Source organism: Siminovitchia fortis (assembly GCF_007681465.1).
Taxonomy (GTDB): Bacteria; Bacillota; Bacilli; order Bacillales; family Bacillaceae_C; genus Siminovitchia; species Siminovitchia fortis.
Genome location: NZ_VEKZ01000018.1, coordinates 42,050 through 65,553 on the forward strand (window position 1 = coordinate 42,050; position 23,504 = coordinate 65,553).

Sequence of the window (23,504 nt, forward strand, 5' to 3'; positions counted from 1 at the left end):
ATGCTATTTTACCAAGGAAAGAACGAGATCCTTCACATCAAGGACTCCGTCTAAAATATAGTCTGCATGGTGCTCTTCAAATTCAGCGCGTGCATCCTGGCCGGATAGTCCGGTTAGGACCGCTGCGAACAAGCAGCCCATCTCCCTTGCGGCCAATAGATCTGCCAGGGAGTCACCCACGATAAGCGTCTCATTGCCATTTTCGACAGGCAGTTTTTCTGCTAAACATTCTTCGTCTGTCTTTGTCTTGCCTGACAATGCCTTTATATAGGTGAACGGGTGAGGCTTTGAAAGGGAAGGTCCCTCAGGGTATGCACGTTCCGCCCTTAACACGTCATCCGCTGTAACAATATAATTTGTATCGAAATGTTGAATCCAACCTAAGGCTTTGAATGGTTCGATCGTTTCAAGTTCCGGGCGTCCCGTTCCAATTCCGACCCTGACACCGCTGTTTGTCAATGCGTCAAAAAGCCCGGCAATCTTTTCTTTATCCGCCAGCACTTTTTCATCGGACATGAAACCGGCTTTTCCGGTTTGGACTGATGGCCTTCCAGTTGATTCAAGCACATGTTCATCCCCTACATACCACTCTTGGGAAACAAGCTCACATGTCGACCAAAGCTGATCCGCCTTCCCGAACATCCTCGTTTCGACACCGAGCTTTTCTTTTGACAGATAGTCCAGATGATCCATCAGCCCTTGCGGCGTCGGCATGGCGCTTTGAAAATCATCAAGAAACTTTGGAAAGTCAAAAGTCAATTTTCTTCCACCCAAGGCTTCGCCTATTTCCATTAAAACCTTCCGGTCAATTTCGTTCGTCAGCCACTTTGTGGTGCTCTCTTTAAGTTCATCCTTTACCTGTTCCAATAAATGGAGGAGCTGATAACCGGCGGTCAAATAGATCATATCCCAGTTGGCATTCAGCCCGCCTGCTTTTAAAAATTTCAATACACGATCATCAACAAAAATTTCGCTCCGTATTTTTTCAATTTCTGTATCAGTCAGGTCTGTTTTAAATTGTTCGGGATCGAGTCCCAAATATTTGGGGCTGACCAGTACTTCCCATACAGCAAGCGCCGACATATCAAAATAGCGCTCTTCGCTTAATAACACACCATCCACATCAAACAAAACAGTCTTTACCATGCGTTATCTCCTTTTCCTGGCTGCTTTTTTACTTTAGTGTAACATAGGAAGCGGGTTATTTCTTCTCATACCATGAATTTTTAAACTATTTTTGCTTGCTGCTATGGATATCCGTCCCAACACATTTTGGATTTAGCCCTTATCCGTTGTTAAATCCAAAACCGTCTGCAAAATAACATTCACTCCGTTTTCACAGTCTTCCCACGCTGTCAGCTCGTCTTCGGCATGACTTTTGCCGTTTACACTGGGCACAAAGACCATCGCTGTCGGTATATACGTTGCGATAAACTGTGCATCATGGCCCGCGCCGCTTACCATACGCTTATAGGAATATCCGAGGCTTTTTGCCGATTGCTCCAATGAATTCACAATTTTTTCATCAAACCATACCGTATGTCGATCCCATAATTTGGTTGTTGCCACTTTGCAGTTTTCTTTTCCGGAAGAATCCGGAAGCTCTTGAATAATTTCTTCCACCAGCTGTATTGTTTTTTCATCCTGATGTCTTGCCTCTAAAGTGAACACAACCTTATTGGGTATAACTGTATGGATGTTTGGGCTGACATTCATTCTTCCAATCGTGTATACGAGCTGATCATCTAACTGATCCATTTTCCGGCGTATTTCCGATATCAAATGATTAGCTGCAAATAAAGCATCTTTTCGCATCGACATTGGTGTAGTGCCTGCATGGTCAGATTCTCCAATTACTTCTATTTCATAACAGACCATGCCAACAACACACTCAACTATACCAATCTGAATGGTCTCACTTTCCAAAACAGGCCCCTGTTCAATATGTAATTCCAAAAAAGCAGCCGCTTCTTTTAAACGATTCTCTTCTTTTCCTTCATATCCGCTGTGTTTAAGGGCTTCTGCAAATGTGATTCCATCAGCATCTGTTGACTTCAGCATGGATGCTTTATCAAAACGTCCGGAAAGAACACCGGAAGCCATCAAGGAAGGTTCAAATCGCGCACCTTCTTCGTTCGTAATATTAGCAACGACGACAGGAACCTTAGGCTTGATGCCATTTTCGACTATCGTCCTGACAACTTCAAGACCGGCCAGCACACCAAGCGCGCCGTCAAACCGGCCTCCCTTTTTCACCGAATCCAAATGGGATCCGATCACCACCGGAGGCTGATTATTATCAATTCCCGGCAGTGTTGCATACATGTTCCCCATATCATCCCACACTACCGACATGCCAAGCTGTTCACATAAGGTTCGGAAATGCCCCCTTGCTTTAACATCGGCATCAGATAGCGCCAATCGGGTAACCCCATTCTTTTCAGTCCTGCCAAAATCGGCGAATTCTTCTATTGTATCCTTTAGCCTATTCCCATTGATCAGCACTTTTTGTTTTTTCATATATAAGCCACCTCCACATAATGTTTGGACCCAACACAATTCAAAAAAATCCAAAGGCACCTCCTGCGAACAGGAGACGCCCTCCAGTAACCGTGTTTGACGTTTTGCCTATTGTACGGGCACTGGGGACGCCGACCAGTGACTGCGTTTGACGATTTGTCTCTTGCACGGGCACTGGAGACGCCCTCCAGTGACCGCGTTTAACGATTTGCCTATTGCGCGGGCACTGGCTCCAACCGACTGGGTGGTCATTTAGGATAATTATTACCTTTAGCTTAAACGGAGTCCCAAATCACCATAGCTGAGGCTTGGATTCGCTTTAGCCGGCCTGTCGTTCACCGCTTATTATTTAGTCCCCTTTTGAATAGCCGCTGCACGCCCGTTAATCTTTTATTCTATCAATCTCTTTCGCTGCTTAATGTATAGTGTTGTGAAATACTTCCGGCTGCCCGGATTTTTTAATAAAACAGTCTCCTTGTCTGAGGTTTTCCCTTTATTCTCAAATTCAAGAATATCCCCATCGAGCGTTCCACGTGCACCGATCATTGTATAACCTCTGTTCAATAGATCGTCAATTTTAAATTTCTCTTCAAGAAAAGCATCATAGTTCGACAATGATATCCCCCTCTTTCAATCAAAAAAGTTTACCCTACCACTTCTGTCCGGCTTTCTTCATCTTCGTCAATGTTCCAATCGCGGCCAACAGTGATTCCAAGATATTTATCGTCACTCGGGTCTTCTATTTCTGCCTGCGGAAACTTTTTAAAATACCAATATTTTGCCAGTACATAGTACACAACTCCGGCCACAACCAAGCCTACAACAAACGAAAAGTCCATTAATAGAATCGCTGTGATACCGCCCATCCCCCAAGCAATGAAACCCACAACGTTCACTCCGCCATGAAACTTATATTGCCCATTATTTCTGTAGAGGTCTTTCACATTTACTCTTCTTTTTCTCAACAGATAGTAATCTACAATAAGGATCCCGCTTATCGCCGACAAAATGGCTCCAATGAATAAGAGTGCCTGTGTCAATATTTCATACACACTCCATGGCTGAATAACTGTGCCGACAATACCGACAATAAACACCGCAATCGCATTCGACACTTTGGGTCCCAGCACATTCGAAAATACAGCAGCAGCCGGGACAATATTAGCGGCTGTATTCGTTGACCATTGTGTCAATACAATCATTAAAAGCAGCATGGCCAACATCCAGCCGGAGGCCGTCTCCTGGAGAGCAGTAACCGGATTGGAAGTACCGGCCACCATTAAGGCGGCAGCACCAATCATAATCATAAATGTCTGAGTTAATGGCAGGGCAATTAAACTGCCGATTAAATTTGTTCTATTTCGTTTAAACCAATTCCGTTCATTCCTCGGCGCTTTAAAAAACCGGGATATTGTCGGTATATCGCAGCCGAGCGTCGCCCAAAAGCCCATATTCGCAAAAATGACGATAATGAATGCTGTAAATGCAGCTCCCCCTGTAACCGGGCTTTCCGCCCAAGCCCATACACTTTTTCCCTGTTCGGCGATATCTGCTGTCAAGGTATTATAAATAATTAAAGATAGAATAATGATAATTGGAGCAGCCAGGTCTGCAAAGCGTTCGACCCATTTAATCCCTGAAGCGGTATTGATCAGCTGGACAAGGGCAAATATTAAATAACACAGCAGCCAGTTATCAAATCCGGGATTGATTGTATGGATGATGGAATTGATAGCGGTTGAACCGAAATACGTATTTAACCCAAACCAAAATGATGCTGTAACTGCCCGGGTGATCGAGGGGATATGGGTACCAACTGTGCCAAAAGGCGCCCGCATATAGACTGGAAAAGACAAGCCATGTTCAACCCCGATATCACCGACTATGGAAATGAAAATACCAATCGCAATACATCCTATTAAAGTAGCCAGCACTACCCACGGCAAGGAAATGCTCCGTACTCCGGAAGCTCCAATATCAAAAGTTGCCAAAAGTATGGCCATCCCGACCCACATGGCAAAAAAGCCCCTGATCCCTATCTTCCGCCCTTCATAACTAATTGGAAGCAAATCCGGCGACTTTAGATACGAGGTGTTATTATTCGTCTTTCCCATCGTCCATCCCCTCATTTTCGTATGACAAGGCTGCTTCATTTAAAGATTGAAAGCAGCCCTGCACCTTAATTTTTCATCGGTTTATTAAGTCCTCCGCCTTACCGGTTTCCTTATGGGAATCGTGGTTGAATTTGCCGCATTTTAAAAATTTCCCTTTCCCGGGGTTGCCCACGAACTGTCTATCCTTAATTACAAAATCCCCCCGCGACAGCACTGTAATCGGTTCTCCTATGACCTTAAACCCTTCAAGGGCACTATAATCCACATTCATATGATGGGTTTCAACAGAAATTGTCCGTTCAACCTCCGGATCAAATAAAACAATGTCTGCATCACTGCCCGGTGCAATCGTCCCCTTTCTTGGAAACAGCCCAAACAGCTTGGCTGCCTGTGTCGAAATGATATTGACGAATTCGTTAAGTGAAATCCTGCCTTTTTTCACACCTTCTGAAAATAAGACACTAAACCGGTCCTCGACAAAAGGGCCGCCGTTAGGTATCTTTGAAAAATCATTTTTCCCCAGTTCCTTTTGGCCTCTGAAATTAAAAGAGCAATGGTCAGAACCGACGGTCTGTAATTCCCCGCTTTTCAATGCATTCCATAAAATTTCCTGGTTTGAACGATCCCGTAATGGCGGCGACCATACATATTTAGCTCCCTCAAATTCCGGTTTTTCCAAATAAGTTTGGTCAAGAACAAGATATTGTGGGCACGTTTCCCCAAAAACACGATATCCCCTGCTGCGTGCTTCGGCAATTTGTTCAACTGCTTCCTTACACGTCACATGGACCACATACAATTGGGAGTCAGCCAGCGCAGTGAGCCTTGCAGCACGTCCGGTAGCTTCTCCCTCCAGTTCCGGCGGACGGGTTAAGGCATGGTAGATGGGCTCCGTGTTTCCTTCTTTTAATGCTTCTATTGTCAAATAGTTAATCACATCCCCATTTTCCGCATGAACCATCACCAAACCACCATGCTCCCTGGCCGTGATCAATGTCTGGAAAAGGGTTTCATCATCAGCTTGCAATACATCTTTGTACGCCATAAATATTTTAAAAGAAGTAACTCCTTCTTCTTCAATAATCTGTGGCATTTCCTTAAATACCTCTTCATTTGCTTCCGCAATCTGCAAGTGAAATCCGTAATCGATCGCGGCCTTTCCCGCTGATTTGGCATGCCATTTTTCCAAGGCGCTCTTTAATGATTTTCCTTTTTCCGTCAAGCAAAAATCAATGATTGTCGTTGTTCCGCCGTGTGCCGCAGCGATAGTGCCAGTTTCAAAGTTATCCGCTGTAACAGTTCCGCCAAACGGCATATCCATATGCGTATGCGGGTCGATGCCTCCCGGCATAACATAACAGCCGGATGCATCAATCACCTCTGCATATATATCGCTTAGATTTTGGCCGATAGCCTGAATTTTTTCACCATCAATCAAAACATCTGCGGAATAAATATCTGTTGCAGTTACAATTGTTCCATTTTTAATAATTTTTTTCATTGCTACCCAGACCCTCCCGGTATTTTAAAAAATATAAACGAATGTCGCCATAGCCCATCTGCATTTTTCATATGGCGCAGCTAATCAGCATTAAGCATTTGCAGCGCCGCTTGGCGTTCATTCCATGACATTGGCGGTTCAGTCGGTACAAGTTCAACCATGTCGATTGCCCCTTTAACCGGACAAACGATGGAGCAAAGGTTACACCCGACACAATCTTCTTCCCTGACCTTCAAGTAATCATGGCCATTTTCATCTGTCAGCATATCGATACACTGATGGGAAGTATCTTCGCAGGCAATGTGGCACTTATTGCAATTAATGCAGATATCATTATTAATTCGGGCAACGATCTTATGATTTAAATCCAGGTTGCCCCAATCCGTATATTTTTCTACAGAGGCACCGATGATGTCACTTACAGAGGCAATCCCTTTCTCATCCAGATAATGACTCAGCCCTTCAGTCAAGTCATCGATAATACTGAACCCGTGATGCATGGCAGCTGTACAAATTTGTACACCCCCGGCTCCCATGAGCATGAACTCCACGGTGTCTTGCCAGGTTGAGACTCCTCCTATCCCTGAGATTGGAATGGTAATATCCGTTTGTCTGGCGCATTCTCCGATCATATTCAGGGCAATGGGTTTTACCGCCGGGCCGCTATAGCCTCCGTGCGCCCCTAATCCATTCACATTCGGGATCGTATTCCATGTATCCAAATCGACCCCCATTAAACTATTAATTGTATTGATCATGCTGATTGCATCTGCTCCGCCCCGCTGTGCAGCTCTTGCGGTCGCAGTAATATCTGTAATATTCGGTGTTAATTTGGTGATCACCGGGACTTCTGCCGCTTCCTTTGCATACAGGGTTGTCTTTTCCACCAAATCCGGATGCTGGCCAACCGCCGAACCCATCCCTCTTTCAGACATTCCGTGCGGGCAGCCGAGATTCAATTCAAAACCATCGACCCCTGCATCCTGAACTCTTTTAACGATTTCATGCCATTTTTCCCGCTTCGGTTCGACCATTAATGAAGCGATAATGGGACGATCGGGAAAAAGCTTTTTCGTTTCATAAATTTCTTTTAAGTTATCCTCAATCGGCCGATCAGAGATTAATTCAATATTGCTAAAACCGGCCACCCGCCGGCCATTGAAGTGATGTGCACCGAAACGAGAGGTCACGTTCAATATCGGCTCACCAAGCGTCTTCCATACTGCCCCGCCCCATCCGGCTTCGAATGCCCGCTGTACCTGGTACCCCGTATTTGTCGGTGGTGCGGATGCAAGCCAGTATGGATTAGGAGAATGAATCCCAGCAAAACGAATACTTATATCAGCCATGTTGATCCTCCCATCTTTTCTATTGAAATTTTACACGTTCTCTTTCACAGGCTTTTTTATGAGATAAGTATAAAATTAGACAAAAAACTGTATTCAAGGGATAACGTTGGATGTCCAGCTCCAGGCGCCATCGGCTCGAGGTCACAAGCCGAATTGCTGTGGTGGCTGAAAAGCTGCCTCCTCGCAATTCGGCTTGTGCTTGTCGCCGATAGGCGGGCGCCTTGCGCTTTTCTTTAATTGCTGATGTATGGCGTATGCCGTCTCTTTTCCCTGCTGTGCAGCAGTGACTACCATAGCTTCCCCCAGCCCTTTTCCAAAAATCACATCACCCGCAGCATATACCTTTGGATTGGAGGTGAGGTATGTTTCATTGTCCACCTTCACCACACCACCGTGGTGTTCCAAACCGAATTCCTCAATCAGTTGACGATGGCGCGTCTGGCCAATTGCCTTCACCACTATGTCAACATCGATCAAAAATTCAGACCCTTTTATTTCAACCGGCCGCGGACGTCCGTCGGTTCCCGTTTCTTTCAGCTCCATCCGGACACACTCCATCTGTTTCAACCGGCCGCTGCTGTCGCCGATGAGACGTTTGGGTGTGGTAAGCCATCTGAATTCAACTCCATCTTGTTTAGCGAACTCATATTCAAAGTCGTAAGCCGTCATTTCCGCTTGTGTTCTGCGATAAAGAATCTTTACATTGTCTGCCCCAAGCCTTATGGATGTGGTGGCACCATCGATCGCCGTATTCCCTGCCCCGATGACCGCTACACGTTTCCCGGCAAATTCGGATGGATAATTTTCATGCTTTATCTTCTCTATCAGATCGATTGCATCATAAACGCCAATTAAATCTTCTCCTTCTATTTGAAGCATCGGAACTTTCGACATTCCCACCGCAAGAATAACAGCATCATAATCCTTTATTAGATCACTAGCAGAAATGTCTTTGCCGATTTCTATATTTGTACGAATTGAAACCCCCAAGCTTTCTACTTGCTGCACTTCCCATAAGGATATATTTTTTGGAAGGCGAAATGGGACAATCCCATGCGTGTCCAAGCCGCCGGCTTCCTGTTTACGTTCAAATATCGTCACCTCATACCCTAACCGTCCAAGTTCCCGGGCCGCCGACAGACCGGCAGGACCGCTGCCTACAATGGCAATCTTCTTTCCGTTCCTCTCCCCTGCTTTGAATAGTACCTGTTCATTTTTGATAGCCCAATCAGTAGCATAGCGCTGCAAATCACCAATCAAAATGGGGGTTGTGGAATGGTTCAGTACACACGCCCCTTCGCACAATTCCTCGGTCGGACAAACACGGGCACAGCTTGCTCCTATAGGGTTTTCTTCCATGATCATTTTGGCAGATCCTTTTAAGTTCCCCGATGCGATTTTCTTGATAAAACCCGGAATATTGATTCCGGTAGGGCAGGCTTTTATACAGGGTGCATCATAACAATAGAGACAGCGATTCGCTTCATCTAACGCTTCCTGTGCGTTAAAACTGGGCTTGGACTCCTCAAAATTTTTCGCCAGTTCCTCAGGTGACAACAAATTTTGTAATAAATTTTCCAATGATAAGCCTCCTTCAGGGTTTCAGTATAAGAAAATCAATATTGTTTAAAAAACCGTATTCCATTTTTCCGCCCCAATCTTTTTTCGTATCTGTGTCTGCACAACCTAAACCCCGAAAATCACCCCCTGATATTCATATGAGCGGGCTTATAATATTATATTTACTATTATAAATATTTGGAATTATTTAATCAATGAATATTATGTAACAAATACACTATTCCGATTAGTTATTTCGTCATGAGCGGCAAAGAGATCTTCAAAGTTTTTCGTCCAGTAAAATAATATGTATCTTGTACCACATCTAGCCCGAAAAATTTTAATTGCCAAAGAAATTCATTCGCTTGCCCGAATTTCTTGAGAATTTTCCAATTAAAAATAATATCTGCATATCCTATATATTTAAATTTAAATTCAATAAAAAAAAGCCATATGGCTTTAAAGTCAATCGAAAATGCAGGATGTTGTCTTTTAATTGTAAGATATCCTCCATGACTTTTTATTTATGATCTGCTTTTCACATTGGGGCCATTCATTAATTCAATACCCTTTTGACGCAGCTTGTATTTTTGAATTTTTCCGGACGCAGTCATCGGAAATTCCTCACAAAATTGAATGTACCGAGGAGTTTTTTGACGGGAAATTCTGTTTTTGAAATACTCTCTCATCTCCTCTTCTGAAGCTGTTTGATTTTCCTTTAATTTCACCCAGGCCATTACCTCTTCACCAAAAAATTCATCCGGAACACCGACTACTTGAACGTCCAACACTTTCGGATGCTGGTAGAAATATTCCTCGATTTCACGGGGATAAATGTTTTCACCGCCCCGGATGATCATATCTTTGAGACGGCCGACAATCCGGCAGTATCCATTTTCATCCATGACCGCCAAATCTCCGGTATGGAGCCAGCCTTCAGCATCGATGGCTTCCGCTGTTTCTTTTTCGTTTTTGTAATATCCTTTCATCACATGATACCCTCTTGTACACAGCTCCCCTTCCACATTTCTGGGAACTTCGCGATTCGTTCCCGGTTCAACAATTTTCACTTCCACATTCGGCAAGGCCCTTCCAACAGTGGCAACGCGGATATCCAGTGGATCATTTGTCCTTGTCTGTGTGATGACAGGAGAGGATTCTGTTTGCCCGTAGGCTATTGTAATCTCTTTTGCCCCCATCTTTTCTGTTACTGCCCTCATCACTTCAATCGGGCACGTTGAGCCTGCCATTATTCCGGTCCGCAGCGAACTCAAATCATAATTTTCAAAATCAGGATGATTCAATTCTGCGATAAACATCGTTGGAACACCGTGAAGGGCAGTGCATTTTTCTGCTTCAACCGCTTCTAGCACTTGTTTGGCATGAAATTCTTCTATGACTACCATTGTCGTGCCTGCCGTCACACTTGTCAGCGTACCAAGGACACAGCCGAATGTGTGAAAAAAGGGGACCGGAATGCACAATCGATCTTTTTCAGTTAATTTCATGCAGGCCGCAATGCTATTTGCATTATTGATCAGATTATAATGGCTGAGCATTACTCCTTTGGGATAACCTGTTGTTCCCGAAGTGTACTGCATATTGATCACATCATCCGGATGCAGTTCCGACTGTCTTTTATCGAGTTTTTGATCATCCTCTTCGAGTCCAAGTTTCAGTATGTCCGACCATAGGAACATTCCCGGAAAACGCTTTTCCCCCAAAATGATGACATTTCTCAAATAGGGCAATGATTCGGACCGGAGTTTTCCTGGCTCGGATGTTTTGAGTTCGGGAACAATTGAATATAGCATATCCACATACGAAGTTCCTTTATATGATTCCATCAAAATAAGTGTTGTGGCATCTGAATGGGACAGCAGATATTCGAGTTCACTTGTTTGAAAATTAGTATTTACCGTAACAAGTACGGCCCCCATTTTGCCTGTAGCGAACTGAGCGGACAGCCATTCGGGCTGATTGGATGTCCATACGGCAAGATGATCCCCTTTTTCTATTCCGAGCTTCATCAACCCTTTCGCCACTTGCCGGCAATGTCGATCAAAGGCTTCGTAGGAATAACGAAGATTCCGGCCGGGAAATACAACCGCATCGTTATTTGGATATTTTCCGGCAACCTCCTCCAACAACTGACCAATGGTTTTGTTCATTAAATCAGGCATGCTTTCCTCCTTCAAAAAATCTTTATTGCCCACGATTGCTATCCTAAACACGGGCAGCCCTTTTCGAACATCCCCTAATTAAAGCGCCTACAAAACAATTCCCTTTATTTTACGTTTTATTATATAGGGGATCGGCCGGCAAAATCAATATTTTCGAAAAATTTTAAATGCGTTGTTTTCAAATGACTTATACCATTGAAATATTTGACGCATAAAATCCTTCGTTTTTTCAAAAATAGTAAGAAAGGAGATGATTTTGTGCCAAGAAAAACCGAAGATATTCATTCAAACGCCACTCCCCACTCCGACGGAAAATATGAAAGTGTGATCAACGACCCGACGGCAACGGAAAGTCCGCAAAGTGGCGTATTCATCGATAATGAAGCAAGGGAGCAAAATCCTTTCCAACTGTCCAAAACAAAAAATAAAGACATGGAAGAATTCGAGAAGTTGATGCGCGGGGACGCATTGGATAAAATTTGATATACGAACAGCCCTTTCCCGAATTGGGAAGGGCTGTTCGTAATAAAAATGGGAACCTTTCACCTTTTATTACGGATTTTATATGTACATCCGAGTTGTGGTTCCCGTAAGTCTCGCCAGTTCCATAAGAGTAACAATTCTTATCCCAAAATAGTTGTAGCCCAGCACTTGTTTGCATTCTTTAATTGTAAAGGAGTTTATAAATCGATCAGAAATAATTGATTTCCCCATTGTTATCCTCCAATCCAAACGAAAATTATAGCAGGACGTCCTATATTTTAATGAAGAATAAGAGTTTTTTTGAACATGTCTCTATAAAATTAAAAAATACAAGCATTTGCAATAAGTATTGTTTTATTTTTTTAACCGATATATAATTCTACTGTAAGCGCTTGCGTGTATACTAATATAGTAATATTACTTGATTTTGCAAAAAGCTGTCATATCGAAATTCGTCTAAAAATTGTGTAGAGTACAGAACATTCTTTAGTTCGGCCTTTTTTAGGGGCGCTTTCCAAAAACTGCAAGAGTCAAGTAATATTATTTGATTCTTGCAGAAATTTGTCTCTATTAAAATTCGTCTAATAGATAAACTTTAAAAGGGGGATTTTTGTGTTAGATCAAATTGTAAATACCGTTAACGGGTGGCTGTGGAGCCCTGTATTGGTTGCATTCATCGTTTTTTGCGGTTTATATTTTAGTTTCCGCACCAGATTCATGCAGATTCGTCACTTTAAGGAAATGGTTAAACTAATATTCTCAGGGAAGGGTTCCGATGCGGGGGTTTCTTCGTTCCAGGCATTGGCAATGTCTTTATCGGGCTGTATCGGAGTAGGAAATATCGCAGGAACCGCAACAGGTATTGCTTACGGAGGGCCAGGTGCCGTATTTTGGATGTGGGTCATAACCTTTATCGGCGCAGCCTCGGCTTATGTGGAGTCGACTCTTGCTCAAATCTATAAGGAAAAGCAGGATGGACAGTATCGGGGTGGTCCTGCCTTCTATATAGAAAAGGGGCTTGGCTGGAAATGGTTTGCTGTTGTTTTCGCGGTGGCAACACTGCTCGCTATGGCTGTTTTAATGCCGGGGATACAGGCTAATGCAATTGCAGACAGCGTTCATAATGCTTTTGGCGTTAACCATACCATCACTGGTTTAATCGTTATTGCGCTTGTTGGTTTTACTATATTTGGCGGTGTTAAGCGTATCGCCAGAACTGCTGAAATTATCGTTCCTTTTATGGCAGCCGGTTATGTGTTAATTGCACTCGCAATCATAATGATTAATTTTGAAAATATTCCGGCGGTATTTGGGCTCATTTTTAAAAGCGCTTTTGGATCTGAAGAATTGTTTGGCGGCATTATTGGCTCAGCCGTTATGTGGGGAGTAAAACGCGGTCTTTATGCGAATGAAGCCGGACAGGGTACCGGTGCTCACCATGCAGGAGCTGCCGAGGTATCCCATCCGGCAAAGCAAGGGCTTGTACAGGCGTTTTCCATTTATTTGGATGTATTCTTGGTTGTTACAGCGACTGCATTGATGATTTTGTTTACAAATCAATACAATGTCATAAATGAAAAAACCGGTGAACTCATAACTGAAAACATTGCAGGAGTCGAACCGGGAGCCGGTTACACCCAAGCGGCCGTTGATACGCTCCTCCCGGGATTCGGTTCGGGATTTGTTGCCATTGCCATATTCTTATTTGCCTTTACAACCATTTATGCTTATTACTACATTTCAGAAACAAACCTTGCATACTTGTTACGTGGTAAAATCAGGGGCTTTGCTTTTGTTGCCATTAAAATCATCTTTTTGGCTGCCATTTTCTATGGGGCAGTAAAAACCGCAACAACAGCATGGGCAATGGCCGATATCGGACTCGGAATTATGGTATGGCTGAACTTAATCGCGATTCTATTGTTATTTAAACCAGCGAATATTGCTTTAAAGGATTACGAAGAGCAGCTCAAGCAAGGTAAAGATCCAGAATTCAATTCGTCTAAATATGGAATTAAGAATGCTGATTTCTGGGTAAATGGGTATGAAAAAACAAAAGAGAAAGACAAGAACGTTTCATAATGTAAAACGGGCATCCGTTTGGAAATCACACTTAATTAGAAAAGGGGCTGTCCGAAAAGTGGAAATCCCCTAATACTCAATAATTAAAAATGTTGATATATCAAGGTTTTTAGAACATGAAAAGGGGTGTCCAAAAGTCAAAAAAATGACTTTCTGGACAGCCCCTTTTTTTGTTGAGCGCCCATGCTGGGCGCTCAACAAAAACACACTCACTATACGTTAATCTTTTTTCCCACCCAACGAATGGAGCCCGTTTGACTATGTGGATGGCAGTTTGATTTAACTCTGCGATATTTATACTCTAATTCCCTTAATGATAATTCAAAAAGATGTTTTTCCCCATGCTTGTATACTCCCATAATTACAAGTTTATCAATCAATTCTTTCCGCCTGTTTTCAACTGGCTGTGTTAATTGGCTCAACCGTCTTCTCTCCTCTCATTGATGAACTTAATCCGATCTATATCTTATACATACATTAAAACATATAATTCATATAAGTCAACTATGAATTGAAGTTTCTTTGGCATATTTTGCACAATTAAAATGTAAAATTGGTCGTTTTGTCAAAAAAACAGCCAAATTCTTTAATTAGAGTAGTTCAAGAGTTTTATTTTATTGTTATATTTAATTCCTCATTATTCTCGTCTTCACGATAAAATGATTTTTTATTTGCACCCAATACGGAAATTGAAAATATTATAGCCGATATCAACATGAAAAGTGCCAAAACAACAATGGTTAGCCGCAAGGAAACCAGATCTGCTGTAATACCAATCGCCAGAATAAATACAACTTGAACTGCACTTTGGATAAGTTGAAAAATGCTAGTTACTCTTCCCATCACATCTACAGGTACATTGTTTTGGTAGAAGGTCATGATCCCTGCGTTTAGGAATGTATTAAAGAACCCCAAGAGGACAAATCCGACTACAATCGATGTAAAAGACCAAGAAAATGCGTAAATTAGATAACCAACCGTCATCATATTCAGACCGATCACAATCATATAACGAAGCGATAGCTTATTTGAAAATAACGACAATAAAGCAGCGCCCATAACAGATCCGATTCCTGTAATACTAATTAATAAGCTGTAATCAAATTCAGAAAGACCGATCACTTGTTGTGTGAAAACTACTTCTTGCGCATCCATGGCAAATGAAAAAATCATGATCATAATGAAACCAAGGTAAATAAAAGACACATATTTATTGCTGGAAATGAACTTTTGTACAACCGTAAAGTCACTAATCACTTGTGAAAAAGTTAATACTGGAATCGTTTCTTTATCAATGTTTTCTTTTTCAGGAAGAAATAATAACATTATGGCTGAGATTACAAAGAATATTGCATTCATCCATAGCGTAGCTTCGATGGAAGTTAATAGGATTAGCGATCCCCCAATTGCAGGCCCGATGATAAACGCTCCAGAATCCGCAAATGAACGAATTGAATTAAAACGCTTTCTTTTTTCTTTTGGAACAAGAATGGCAACATAGGTCATTGATGACGGATTAAAAAACGCTTTTGCGGCACTCAAAACAATAAGAATCACATAGATCACTGTCATGTTTGGTGAGAATGGAATTAAGCAAATGAACACAGCTCTCAGTATATACGTTACGATCATTACTCTTCTCTTGCTTCGATAATCAATAAAGCTTCCTGTCCAAAACTTCGTTACAATATTTGTTAATGGTCCGATTATCCATAGTCCAGCTACTGCTGCTGCAGATCCCGTAAGTTGATACACAATAATGTTAATTGAAACCAGATAAATGAAGTCTCCAATACTTGAAATCCCAATTGATGAGAGTAATATTGCTGGATCTTTCCAGTCTTTCAAGTTTTTCATTATGGAAAACCTCCAAATTGCAACTCTGATATCATCCTATAATAATTCGAAAACAAGATGAAAAAATTAAAGCAATGTAAAACATTTTGCACATGTTTTACAAACGTATGCAAACACTGGTATGATAGGCTAGGTAAGACGTGGTTCGAGACCATCCCACGAAAAAAAACTAGGGAGAGATTCATCATGAAGATCAGAACGCTTGCTGTAAACGGCATTTTAGCAGCATTGTATATTGCCGTTTCTTTTTTTGTGCAGCCATTCGGCTTCACAAATATTCAGTTCCGGGTTTCGGAAATGTTCAACCATTTGGTTGTCTTTAACAAAAAATACATTTTCGGAATTGTCATCGGGGTATTTTTAACGAATTTACTTTTTTCGCCGCTTGGCGTATATGACCTTGTTTTTGGCGTAGCCCAGTCGGGAATCGCCCTTTTGATCACAATCGCCTCAGCCAAGTTCATTAAAAATATTTGGCCAAGAATGGTTTTTAATACCATCGTTTTCACTTTTACAATGTTCATCATTGCCTTCGAGTTAAAATTGGCTCTTGGTTTTCCGTTTTTCCTCACATGGTTTACGGTAGCTGTCGGCGAATTTGTTGTCATGGCTGCGGGCGCCCCTGTTGTCTATTACTTGAACAAGCGAATCCGCTTTGACCGGCTTATATCCTAGGAAAAGCGCAAGCGCCCGTTTAGCGACGTACAAACTGGAGCACTCCGCAATGAGATAAAGGAAACACGGCGAGGTACGAGCCGATGTTGACTTATCGTAGTGGAGGAGTGTGAAGTTTGCTAGTCGCTGGGCGCTGGAGCTGGACAAAGAAAGGCTTCTTTGAAAAAAACTCTTATCAAGGAATGCTTTCTTTACTGTTAAGGAAAGCTGCCGTTTCAATGAACGGCAGCTTATTTCATTCAGTCAAATAATCTTTTAACGCCAGCTGCAAAGTCCCTTTCATGATGGCTCTGTCTCCGAAAGAAACGCCGAGATTGATCATTTTTCTCACAATGATCGGGTGAAGGCCTGTCAGAACGGCTTCACATCCCATCAATTTGATGCCATCGATAATTTTTAAGAACCGGTCAATGACCTCCGGCTCCATATTGGCGACTCCCGACAAATCCACTATCAATGTCCGAATTCTCAGCTTGGAAATTTCCTTCAACGCCTTCTCTTCTATTCTTAAGGCCCTTGACTCATCAATTTCACCAATTAAAGGAAGAACGCAGATAGTTGAATTAATCGGTATGATCGGTACGGAAAGATTTTCAACGATCTCTCTTTGAGCTTCAATCAATTCATCTTTATACTTGGAATAGCTGAGGAAGAAGGTGTTCAGAAACTGATCAACTCCCTGGTTGATGGATTTTTCCAGGGGGTAAAACCTCTCTACATGATCGACTTCTCCGCTTTTGCTGTCATAAAAGTGGAGAAAAGCCCACAGTGTCCGCCGAATCGCCTGCACCCATTCCAATTTGAAAGCCAGTGTCAAAGAATGCATGGCCCAGGCCTTCCCTTCCTGGGTGGCAAAGTCTACCATCTCCTTTTCACGTTCCTCTATTACATACATGACAAGTTTATGTGCATTATCCAATAGATTAATATTTCCGATTATCCGTATCTCTTCTATTTTATCGCGTACAGTTACAGCTTCTTGTAACAATCTTTCTTCAAACGAGTCTTTATTTTGTTTAAAAAAATCTTTCAAACTCATATTTGGTTTGTAGACAATATCCAAAAACATCACCCACTTATAATAGAATTGGAATATTATAAAAGATCACTGAAAATTTGAAATGAATTTATCCGCTTCTATCGTATCAAAATCCCTACTAACGGTAAACTGGTTCAACTTGGGGATTCGCACTTTCCTTCAAAGGAGCCGAATTCGTAATTTATCCCGACCCATAATGTCCAGGTAAAATAGAAAGAGCAGGGTATCCTTTTGTTTGGATCCTGCTCTCACTCCCGTTATACCACCCGATTTTCTGGCTCTTCCCCTGTTAATGCAGCCACCATGTTTTTAGCCGCCTTCATGGCCATGGCATCAGTAGTTTTCCTGGTGGCCGACCCAATGTGTGGAGTTGTCACCACATTCGGCATTTTTAAAAGCGGATTATCCTTGTTTACCGGCTCCTGCTCGAATACATCCAAGGCAGCGCCATGAATTTCCTTATTTTCAAGCGCCTGAATAAGAGCCTGCTCGTCAATTGTCTGGCCGCGCGACACATTGATGAAAATGGCTGACTTTTTCATGAGCTTGAACTCTTTCTCACCGATCATCCCCTCTGTTTCCGGAGTAAGCGGCGTCATCAACAACACAAAATCGGATTGTTTTAAAAGTGACTCCAAGTCCCTGTACTCCACTCCCAGCTCTTCCTCCGCTTCGGGCTTACGATTCCGGTTGTAGTAAAGGACATCCATATTAAATCCAAGCTTCCCCCTCCTTGCAATCGCCTCACCGATTCTGCCCATGCCGATAATGCCGAGCGTTGCACTATGTACATCCATTCCTATGAACGGTTCATCGCCTGAAGCCTGATCCCATTTGCCCGCTTTTACAAATTGGTCCAATTCTGCTATCCGTCTCGCTGAAGCCAAAATAAGCCCAAAAGCAAGGTCTGCTACCGTTTCATCCAATACCCCCGGTGTATTGGTTCCAATCACATTCCGCTTTTTCATCACTTCGAGGTCAAAGTTATTGTATCCCACGGACAAATTGCTGACCACTTTCAGTTTGGGCGCGTGATTCAACAGGTTTTCCGTGATTCTTCTTCCAGATGTGATCAACCCATCCACATCCGCAATTTTCTTTAAAAGTTCCTCCCTTTTAATTGGTTCCCCCTGCTCCCATACCTTAAAATCACAATACTGTGCCAAATAATCTCTTGCTTCCTGGCATATTGGCTGGGACACGTAAACTTTCGGTTTCATTGCCGGTTCCTCCTCTGCTGCAGTATATTCTGAATCGTTTACACGTCTCTCATTGTACCGCTTTCAAAGGGTGAATGACAATAATTGGAGTTCGTTGCTGGCGCTTTAGATTAGCTTATTTAAATGAAGAGTAGAAATATCGTGAAAAATTCGTTTAATAGGAGTACTTATTTCTAGGCGATGCATCTGCCGTTGTAAAAGCCGTTATGAGCGTGCTTGCCTCTGGAAGCATTTGAAAAGAGGGAGGATCGCTGGGCGGCTTCATCACTACGTTCGGATATTTTATTACATTGCTGCTTTGGTAGGTGGGACGGATAGGAACTAAAAGAGCATGCTACGAAGAAATACCATATCAACCTTCGCAACATGCTCTGTCCAAAACTATAACTATTTTCTTTCTTCTTGCAAGTCCGTAGTGCCGAACGTATAATCAACCACCGTCGTATAGTCAATAGCATTGTTTTCTTTGGCCATATAATAATGCAAACGTGCATCAGCCATCACAACAAGATTACCGTCGTCATCATAGCCCCCGATTGGCCCGTGGGATACCGCAAACATTGTACATCCTTCCGGTGTAGTGAATGGTTCATGGACATTTCCGGCCGCTTCACATGTATAATAGTTTTTATATCCCTTATCGTCCCCTTCTTCTTCATAATAAAAACCGCCTTCAAGAATAAAAGCTTCTGTGTTATGAAGATGCCAGTGAACAGCAGCTTTGACTCCAGGATCAACTTTTAAAAGCATTGTAAAGTTGCCTGACACTAGATCACACATGAAAAGCTTAAAATAAGTACCTGGCATGAGCCAATCCGTCCAAGGTATCCAATCGGGATTGATAAAATCCCTGCGCTCTCCTTTAGGACTGTTCCCTGGGCTTTTCATCCAAAAGTCGGGAGTGAATCTTTTAATTTGGTTTGTCATATATTTTCCTCCTTTTTTTAAATCCACATTTATCATAAAGTATCAACCTTACTCTCACCTTACAGAATTGAGTAAAAAGAATTAATATGATATCATATTTGAAAATTCCAAAATTGAGAGGTGAGGATATTGGACCAATTTCCCGCCAAACTTTACCCGGATGAACACTTGATTCCAAGAAAACGGTTGTATTCTCTGCTTTTAACACGCCCTTCCAAGCGGATCGTTATGCTTACAGCTGGTGCCGGCTATGGAAAAACTACCTTGCTTAAATCTTTTTTTCACCAGTTTCCTGACCTCTTAGGCAATTGGATCACTCTTACGGAACCCGTATTTACCTTTGATCAGCTCATGAATTTGCTGCCTTTTTGTCCAAATAAGAGACCTTCTTGGATCGTAATTGATCAGACTGAACAAATTCAATTGGATTCGCAAGAAACTTTAAAACTGGTCTCTTGGATTGAAAAGCTCCCCCCTACGAAGACCCTCGTATTATCCGGCAGGAAAAATCTAGAAGGCTTTCCTGCCAGCCGATGGAAACTGCAAGGCACCGGGTTAATAATCAATAAAGAAATGCTTGCTTTTACCCGGAAGGAAACCGAAGAGATGTTAAAAGAATCTCTTCATACCAAAATTCCAGGTAATTTTACTCATTATATTTTTACTTTATTTGATGGATGGCCCGCAGGCATAGCATTTTTCTGCAATGAACCGCCAGATGTGAACTCTTACTATCATTTCAAATGTCATGTAGATTCTTTTTACACAAACAAGGATCTCGTTCAGTATCTGTTTACTGAAATTGTAAATAAACTCCCGGAACATCTATTAGCTTTTATGTTAAACATTTCTCTATTTTGCAAACTGGATAAAGAGCTACTACAGGAATATTTTGTAGACACACCAGTTTCCGACTATTTAAATGACGTTGAACACATACAATTATTTTTTTCGGAGAATGAAGGCCAATTGAAACTTACTAGGCTGTTTAGAAAGTTTTTTTATGACTTGGCGCAAAAAAAGATTGGCTCAAAGACAATAAGAGCCCGCAATTGTGAAATTGCGCTTTTTTATAGAAAGAAGTTCCGGTTTATTGAAGCTTTGTCACATGCATTCGCGGCCAACGAGGATCAATTGGTAATAGAGTTTATCGGGGATATGGCAGAACGCTACGAGCCGAAAGAATTTCTCCTGATACTGGATGGATGGCTGGAACAATTTTCACCGGCACTTCATTTATACAGGCTAAGCTTCTTCTTATTCAGATGTTTGCCAGTAAGCTTGACCGCTTCGCTTTTGGAGCATTTAGAGAATATTGCATTGTATTACAAAGAAAAAGATTTACTTGCTTATACAGATGTTTGCCATAGATTGGCAACTATAAATTTTTATCAAGGAGATTTAATTAAATCAATAAATTATTATAAGACAAGCCTTGAAACAGCAAAAAGTACCGATAACGTGCCCATGATTGCCCTTAACACAAGCTTACTAGCTCAAATGTACCGCTTTATCAGAGAAAACGATACATCCTTAAAGCTGTCACGCCAGGCACTTGCTACTGCTGAAACGAGGGGATTTAAACAAGTTCAGATGCATGCGCTTTGGAATATGTCCGAACTTCTTCTTGATGAAGGTAATCTTGATACGGCCAGAAGGCTCGCTGAACAATCATTGGATGTATCAAGAGAATGTGATGAGGCATCAATCATTTATCCCATGTGTACGATGAGTCGATATTTCAGAAAACGCGGAGACATAAAAAAGGCGCTTGATTGGGCTGGCCGGGCCCTTGAAAATGCACGTCTTTTTAATATTGCCGGAGATATGGGATGGGCTAAAGCAGAAATAGCCATGTGCTTAAGAGCCGCGGGGCAATTAAAGGAAGCCGAACAGATGTTAGAAAAGTCCAAGGAAAGTTTCAGCGGATTTCAATATATGTCCTGTCTTGTCCAAAAGAGACTAGTCACCATTTTGTGTGACCAGCAAAAGTATGATGATGCAACACATCTCGACAAAAAATTAAGAAACATAATCCGAAAATCAGGTTATACATGGATAAAGGGATATGAAGCTGGAGAAATTGAAAGGCACCCATCATTAAAGATTCAACTATTAGGCCCCCTTTCAATTTTTATCAATGGAGAAAAAACTCATATTAAACGAAAATCAAGCCTAAGATTATTGCTGCTTCTTGCATCCAGCGGCAAAAGAAGGTGGTCCTCGGATGAACTGATTGGATTATTATTTCCCGATGAAACTGAAGAAGCTGCAACAAATCAGCTATACGTCGCCCTCTCGGTTTTAAGAAAGTTTTTAGAACCAGATTTGGTCAAAGGCCGAAGTTCAACATTCATCCCCTACGATGGATCACATTACTATTTTGAGTTTGATAAAGTAGATATAGATCTTGAACGGCTTCAATATTTATTAAACAAATCGTATAGCCCTAAAGTTTTTTCAGAAACCGTCTCGGTTTATAAAGGTGAGCTGTTAAAAGAATATTTATATGAAGAATGGCTTATAGAAAAACGTGAAGATATTCGAAATCAATATCTCTCCACACTTTCAAAGTGGCTTGCAGAATGTGAGAGAAATAGAAAACTACAGGATGCCGCTAGAATTCTAGAAACTATGATTAAGCTGGATTCGTATGAAGAAAAATATTACGTAAGGTATATTAAGGTATTAAAAGTCCTCGGCGAAGTGCGAAAGGCACGGATAATAGCCGACAAAGCCATCGAAGTTTTGAAAAATGAAGTGGGAATTGATATAAGCAATAAGATGGATAATCTCCTAAAGGATGTATATATAGTAAGGTCACAGTAAGACTCTCAATCTATAATATGTAAGCATCATCATATTATGGGAGGAGAGGTATGTATGAAAAAGTTGGATGGGCAAACTGCGATAGTAACAGGTGCAGGAAGCGGTATTGGTAAAGCTATTTCTAAAAAGCTAAGCCTTGAGGGCGCCTATGTGTGGGCTACAGATGTGCAGGAAGATGGAGGCAAAAAAACGGTTCAAGAAATTCATGAATCTGGTGGTAAAGCGGAGTTTCTGCAATTGGATGTTCGGGATGCAGACCAAGTTATTTCTACTTTGGATCATATTTATAAAAGCTCAGGGCGGATTGACATTCTTATTAACAACGCAGGCATATCCGGAAACCCTGCCCCAGTGGATTTGATGGGTAATGAAGACTGGAAGGACTTGCTCGACATTCATGTCAATGGATCGTTTTATTGTTTAAAAGCCGCAGCAAAGTATATGAAAATGCATAATTATGGGCGAATCATCAATATGTCATCGTTGGCTTCTGAAACATCCCTGCAAGGATTTGCCCACTATGCTGCCGCAAAATATGCCCTTTTGGGTCTTACGGAAACTAGTGCAAAGGATCTCGCTTCTTATAATATTACTGTTAATGCTTTAAAACCTGGTATTATTCGTTCAACATTGACAGGCGGCATTTTAGAAGTGGCCGAAGAACGGATTGCAGCATCAACACCTCTCGGGAAAGTAGGCTCTCCGGGAGACGTTGCAGAAGCTGCTTGTTTTCTCGCTTCGCCAGACAGTAGCTTTCTTACAGGTATATCGATAATCGTTGATGGTGGTTTCAGATTAGTAACAGAAATGGATAAAGTAATGAATGAAATGATAGCCGCCTCCTCAAATTAATATTTTCGGAAGTAGATCTAAGGGAAACCACCCATTGAGTGGTTTCCTACTTATAGAATTAATTCTAGCGTTAAGGATCAGTAATAGAATATAATCCCCAATTAGGCGACTGTTGTAAATTAAGCATTTTCCCTCAATTGTCACCCGTTGATCTTCTCACCCGATCTTCTACTCAATAACCGGCTCACCCATCTCCGGTTCCGAAAGGACTCTGACTCCCTTAAGCGTAATAAATGAAATAAACCGCCAAGAGAGATAGCCGGTTTCATAGATACAACTACGAGCACTTTCCCTCATTCAAATTAACTTTTTC

Annotated in this window: 18 protein-coding genes, 1 pseudogene and 1 riboswitch; of the genes and pseudogenes, 5 read left to right on the forward strand and 14 right to left on the reverse strand. The window is 41.9% G+C overall.

Going from position 1 to position 23,504, the window contains the following annotated elements:
- Positions 1–3 precede the first annotated feature (3 nt).
- The 8 genes from FS666_RS08320 to FS666_RS08355 form a co-directional block, all read right to left on the reverse strand.
- The gene (locus FS666_RS08320; protein WP_120071318.1) at positions 4–1,146 is read right to left on the reverse strand and encodes an HAD family hydrolase; all 1,143 of its coding nucleotides are present in this window, start codon (positions 1,144–1,146) and stop codon (positions 4–6) included.
- Positions 1,147–1,278: 132 nt separating this feature from the next.
- A complete protein-coding gene (locus FS666_RS08325; protein WP_120071419.1) occupies positions 1,279–2,520 on the reverse strand; it encodes a Zn-dependent hydrolase in 1,242 nt (413 codons plus the stop codon).
- Between the two features lie 390 nt (positions 2,521–2,910).
- Entirely contained in the window at positions 2,911–3,135 is a 225-nt protein-coding gene (locus tag FS666_RS08330; protein WP_120071315.1) for a hypothetical protein, read from the reverse strand.
- A gap of 29 nt (positions 3,136–3,164) precedes the next feature.
- Positions 3,165–4,634 (reverse strand): NCS1 family transporter, encoded by a 1,470-nt coding sequence (locus FS666_RS08335; RefSeq protein WP_120071313.1) that lies wholly within the window; start codon positions 4,632–4,634, stop codon positions 3,165–3,167.
- 73 nt (positions 4,635–4,707) lie between these two features.
- Complete coding sequence (gene hydA, locus FS666_RS08340) at positions 4,708–6,135, reverse strand: dihydropyrimidinase (RefSeq protein WP_120071310.1); 1,428 nt, start codon at positions 6,133–6,135, stop codon at positions 4,708–4,710.
- An 80-nt stretch (positions 6,136–6,215) separates the two neighbouring features.
- Positions 6,216–7,484, reverse strand: coding sequence for an NAD-dependent dihydropyrimidine dehydrogenase subunit PreA (gene preA / locus FS666_RS08345; RefSeq protein ID WP_144461322.1), 1,269 nt, complete (start codon positions 7,482–7,484; stop codon positions 6,216–6,218).
- A gap of 141 nt (positions 7,485–7,625) precedes the next feature.
- Positions 7,626–9,065, reverse strand: a complete 1,440-nt coding sequence (locus tag FS666_RS08350) for an NAD(P)-dependent oxidoreductase (protein WP_244943877.1) — start codon at positions 9,063–9,065, stop codon at positions 7,626–7,628.
- 503 nt (positions 9,066–9,568) lie between these two features.
- Positions 9,569–11,227 carry an AMP-binding protein gene (locus FS666_RS08355; protein ID WP_144461321.1) on the reverse strand — a complete coding sequence of 553 codons (1,659 nt, stop codon included), beginning with the start codon at positions 11,225–11,227 and terminating at the stop codon, positions 9,569–9,571.
- 258 nt (positions 11,228–11,485) lie between these two features.
- Between FS666_RS08355 and FS666_RS20250 the strand changes: the two genes are divergently transcribed.
- On the forward strand, positions 11,486–11,710 hold the full coding sequence (locus FS666_RS20250) for a hypothetical protein (protein WP_244943878.1): 225 nt from the start codon (positions 11,486–11,488) through the stop codon (positions 11,708–11,710).
- Between the two features lie 25 nt (positions 11,711–11,735).
- Here FS666_RS20250 and FS666_RS20255 read toward each other — a convergent pair.
- Positions 11,736–11,882 (reverse strand): annotated as a pseudogene (locus tag FS666_RS20255) (DUF2332 family protein); the annotation flags it as partial.
- A gap of 440 nt (positions 11,883–12,322) precedes the next feature.
- Between FS666_RS20255 and FS666_RS08365 the strand changes: the two are divergent.
- A complete protein-coding gene (locus tag FS666_RS08365) occupies positions 12,323–13,792 on the forward strand; it encodes an alanine/glycine:cation symporter family protein (protein ID WP_144461319.1) in 1,470 nt (489 codons plus the stop codon).
- A gap of 212 nt (positions 13,793–14,004) precedes the next feature.
- Here the strand turns inward: FS666_RS08365 and FS666_RS08370 are convergent, their stop codons facing one another.
- Positions 14,005–14,214 (reverse strand): Fur-regulated basic protein FbpA, encoded by a 210-nt coding sequence (locus FS666_RS08370; protein WP_144461318.1) that lies wholly within the window; start codon positions 14,212–14,214, stop codon positions 14,005–14,007.
- Between the two features lie 187 nt (positions 14,215–14,401).
- Positions 14,402–15,649: an MFS transporter gene (locus tag FS666_RS08375; RefSeq protein ID WP_144461317.1), complete on the reverse strand. Its 1,248-nt coding sequence runs from the start codon at positions 15,647–15,649 to the stop codon at positions 14,402–14,404.
- 134 nt (positions 15,650–15,783) lie between these two features.
- Positions 15,784–15,828: riboswitch (PreQ1 riboswitch) on the forward strand.
- Positions 15,829–15,835: 7 nt separating this feature from the next.
- On the opposite strand from FS666_RS08375, the gene FS666_RS08380 reads away from it, so the two are divergent.
- Positions 15,836–16,324, forward strand: coding sequence for a QueT transporter family protein (locus FS666_RS08380; RefSeq protein ID WP_120071289.1), 489 nt, complete (start codon positions 15,836–15,838; stop codon positions 16,322–16,324).
- Positions 16,325–16,559: 235 nt separating this feature from the next.
- Here FS666_RS08380 and FS666_RS08385 read toward each other — a convergent pair whose 3' ends face one another.
- The 3 genes from FS666_RS08385 to FS666_RS08395 all read right to left on the reverse strand — a co-directional run bounded on the left by FS666_RS08385 (position 16,560) and on the right by FS666_RS08395 (position 19,510).
- Entirely contained in the window at positions 16,560–17,387 is an 828-nt protein-coding gene (locus tag FS666_RS08385) for an STAS domain-containing protein (RefSeq protein WP_390615147.1), read from the reverse strand.
- Between the two features lie 233 nt (positions 17,388–17,620).
- Positions 17,621–18,583, reverse strand: a complete 963-nt coding sequence (locus FS666_RS08390) for a 2-hydroxyacid dehydrogenase (RefSeq protein ID WP_144461316.1) — start codon at positions 18,581–18,583, stop codon at positions 17,621–17,623.
- 387 nt (positions 18,584–18,970) lie between these two features.
- Complete coding sequence (locus tag FS666_RS08395) at positions 18,971–19,510, reverse strand: 2,4'-dihydroxyacetophenone dioxygenase family protein (protein ID WP_144461315.1); 540 nt, start codon at positions 19,508–19,510, stop codon at positions 18,971–18,973.
- 129 nt (positions 19,511–19,639) lie between these two features.
- On the opposite strand from FS666_RS08395, the gene FS666_RS08400 reads away from it, so the two are divergent.
- Positions 19,640–22,339: an AfsR/SARP family transcriptional regulator gene (locus FS666_RS08400; RefSeq protein ID WP_144461314.1), complete on the forward strand. Its 2,700-nt coding sequence runs from the start codon at positions 19,640–19,642 to the stop codon at positions 22,337–22,339.
- A 54-nt stretch (positions 22,340–22,393) separates the two neighbouring features.
- Entirely contained in the window at positions 22,394–23,191 is a 798-nt protein-coding gene (locus tag FS666_RS08405; protein WP_186306503.1) for an SDR family NAD(P)-dependent oxidoreductase, read from the forward strand.
- Positions 23,192–23,504 lie beyond the last annotated feature (313 nt).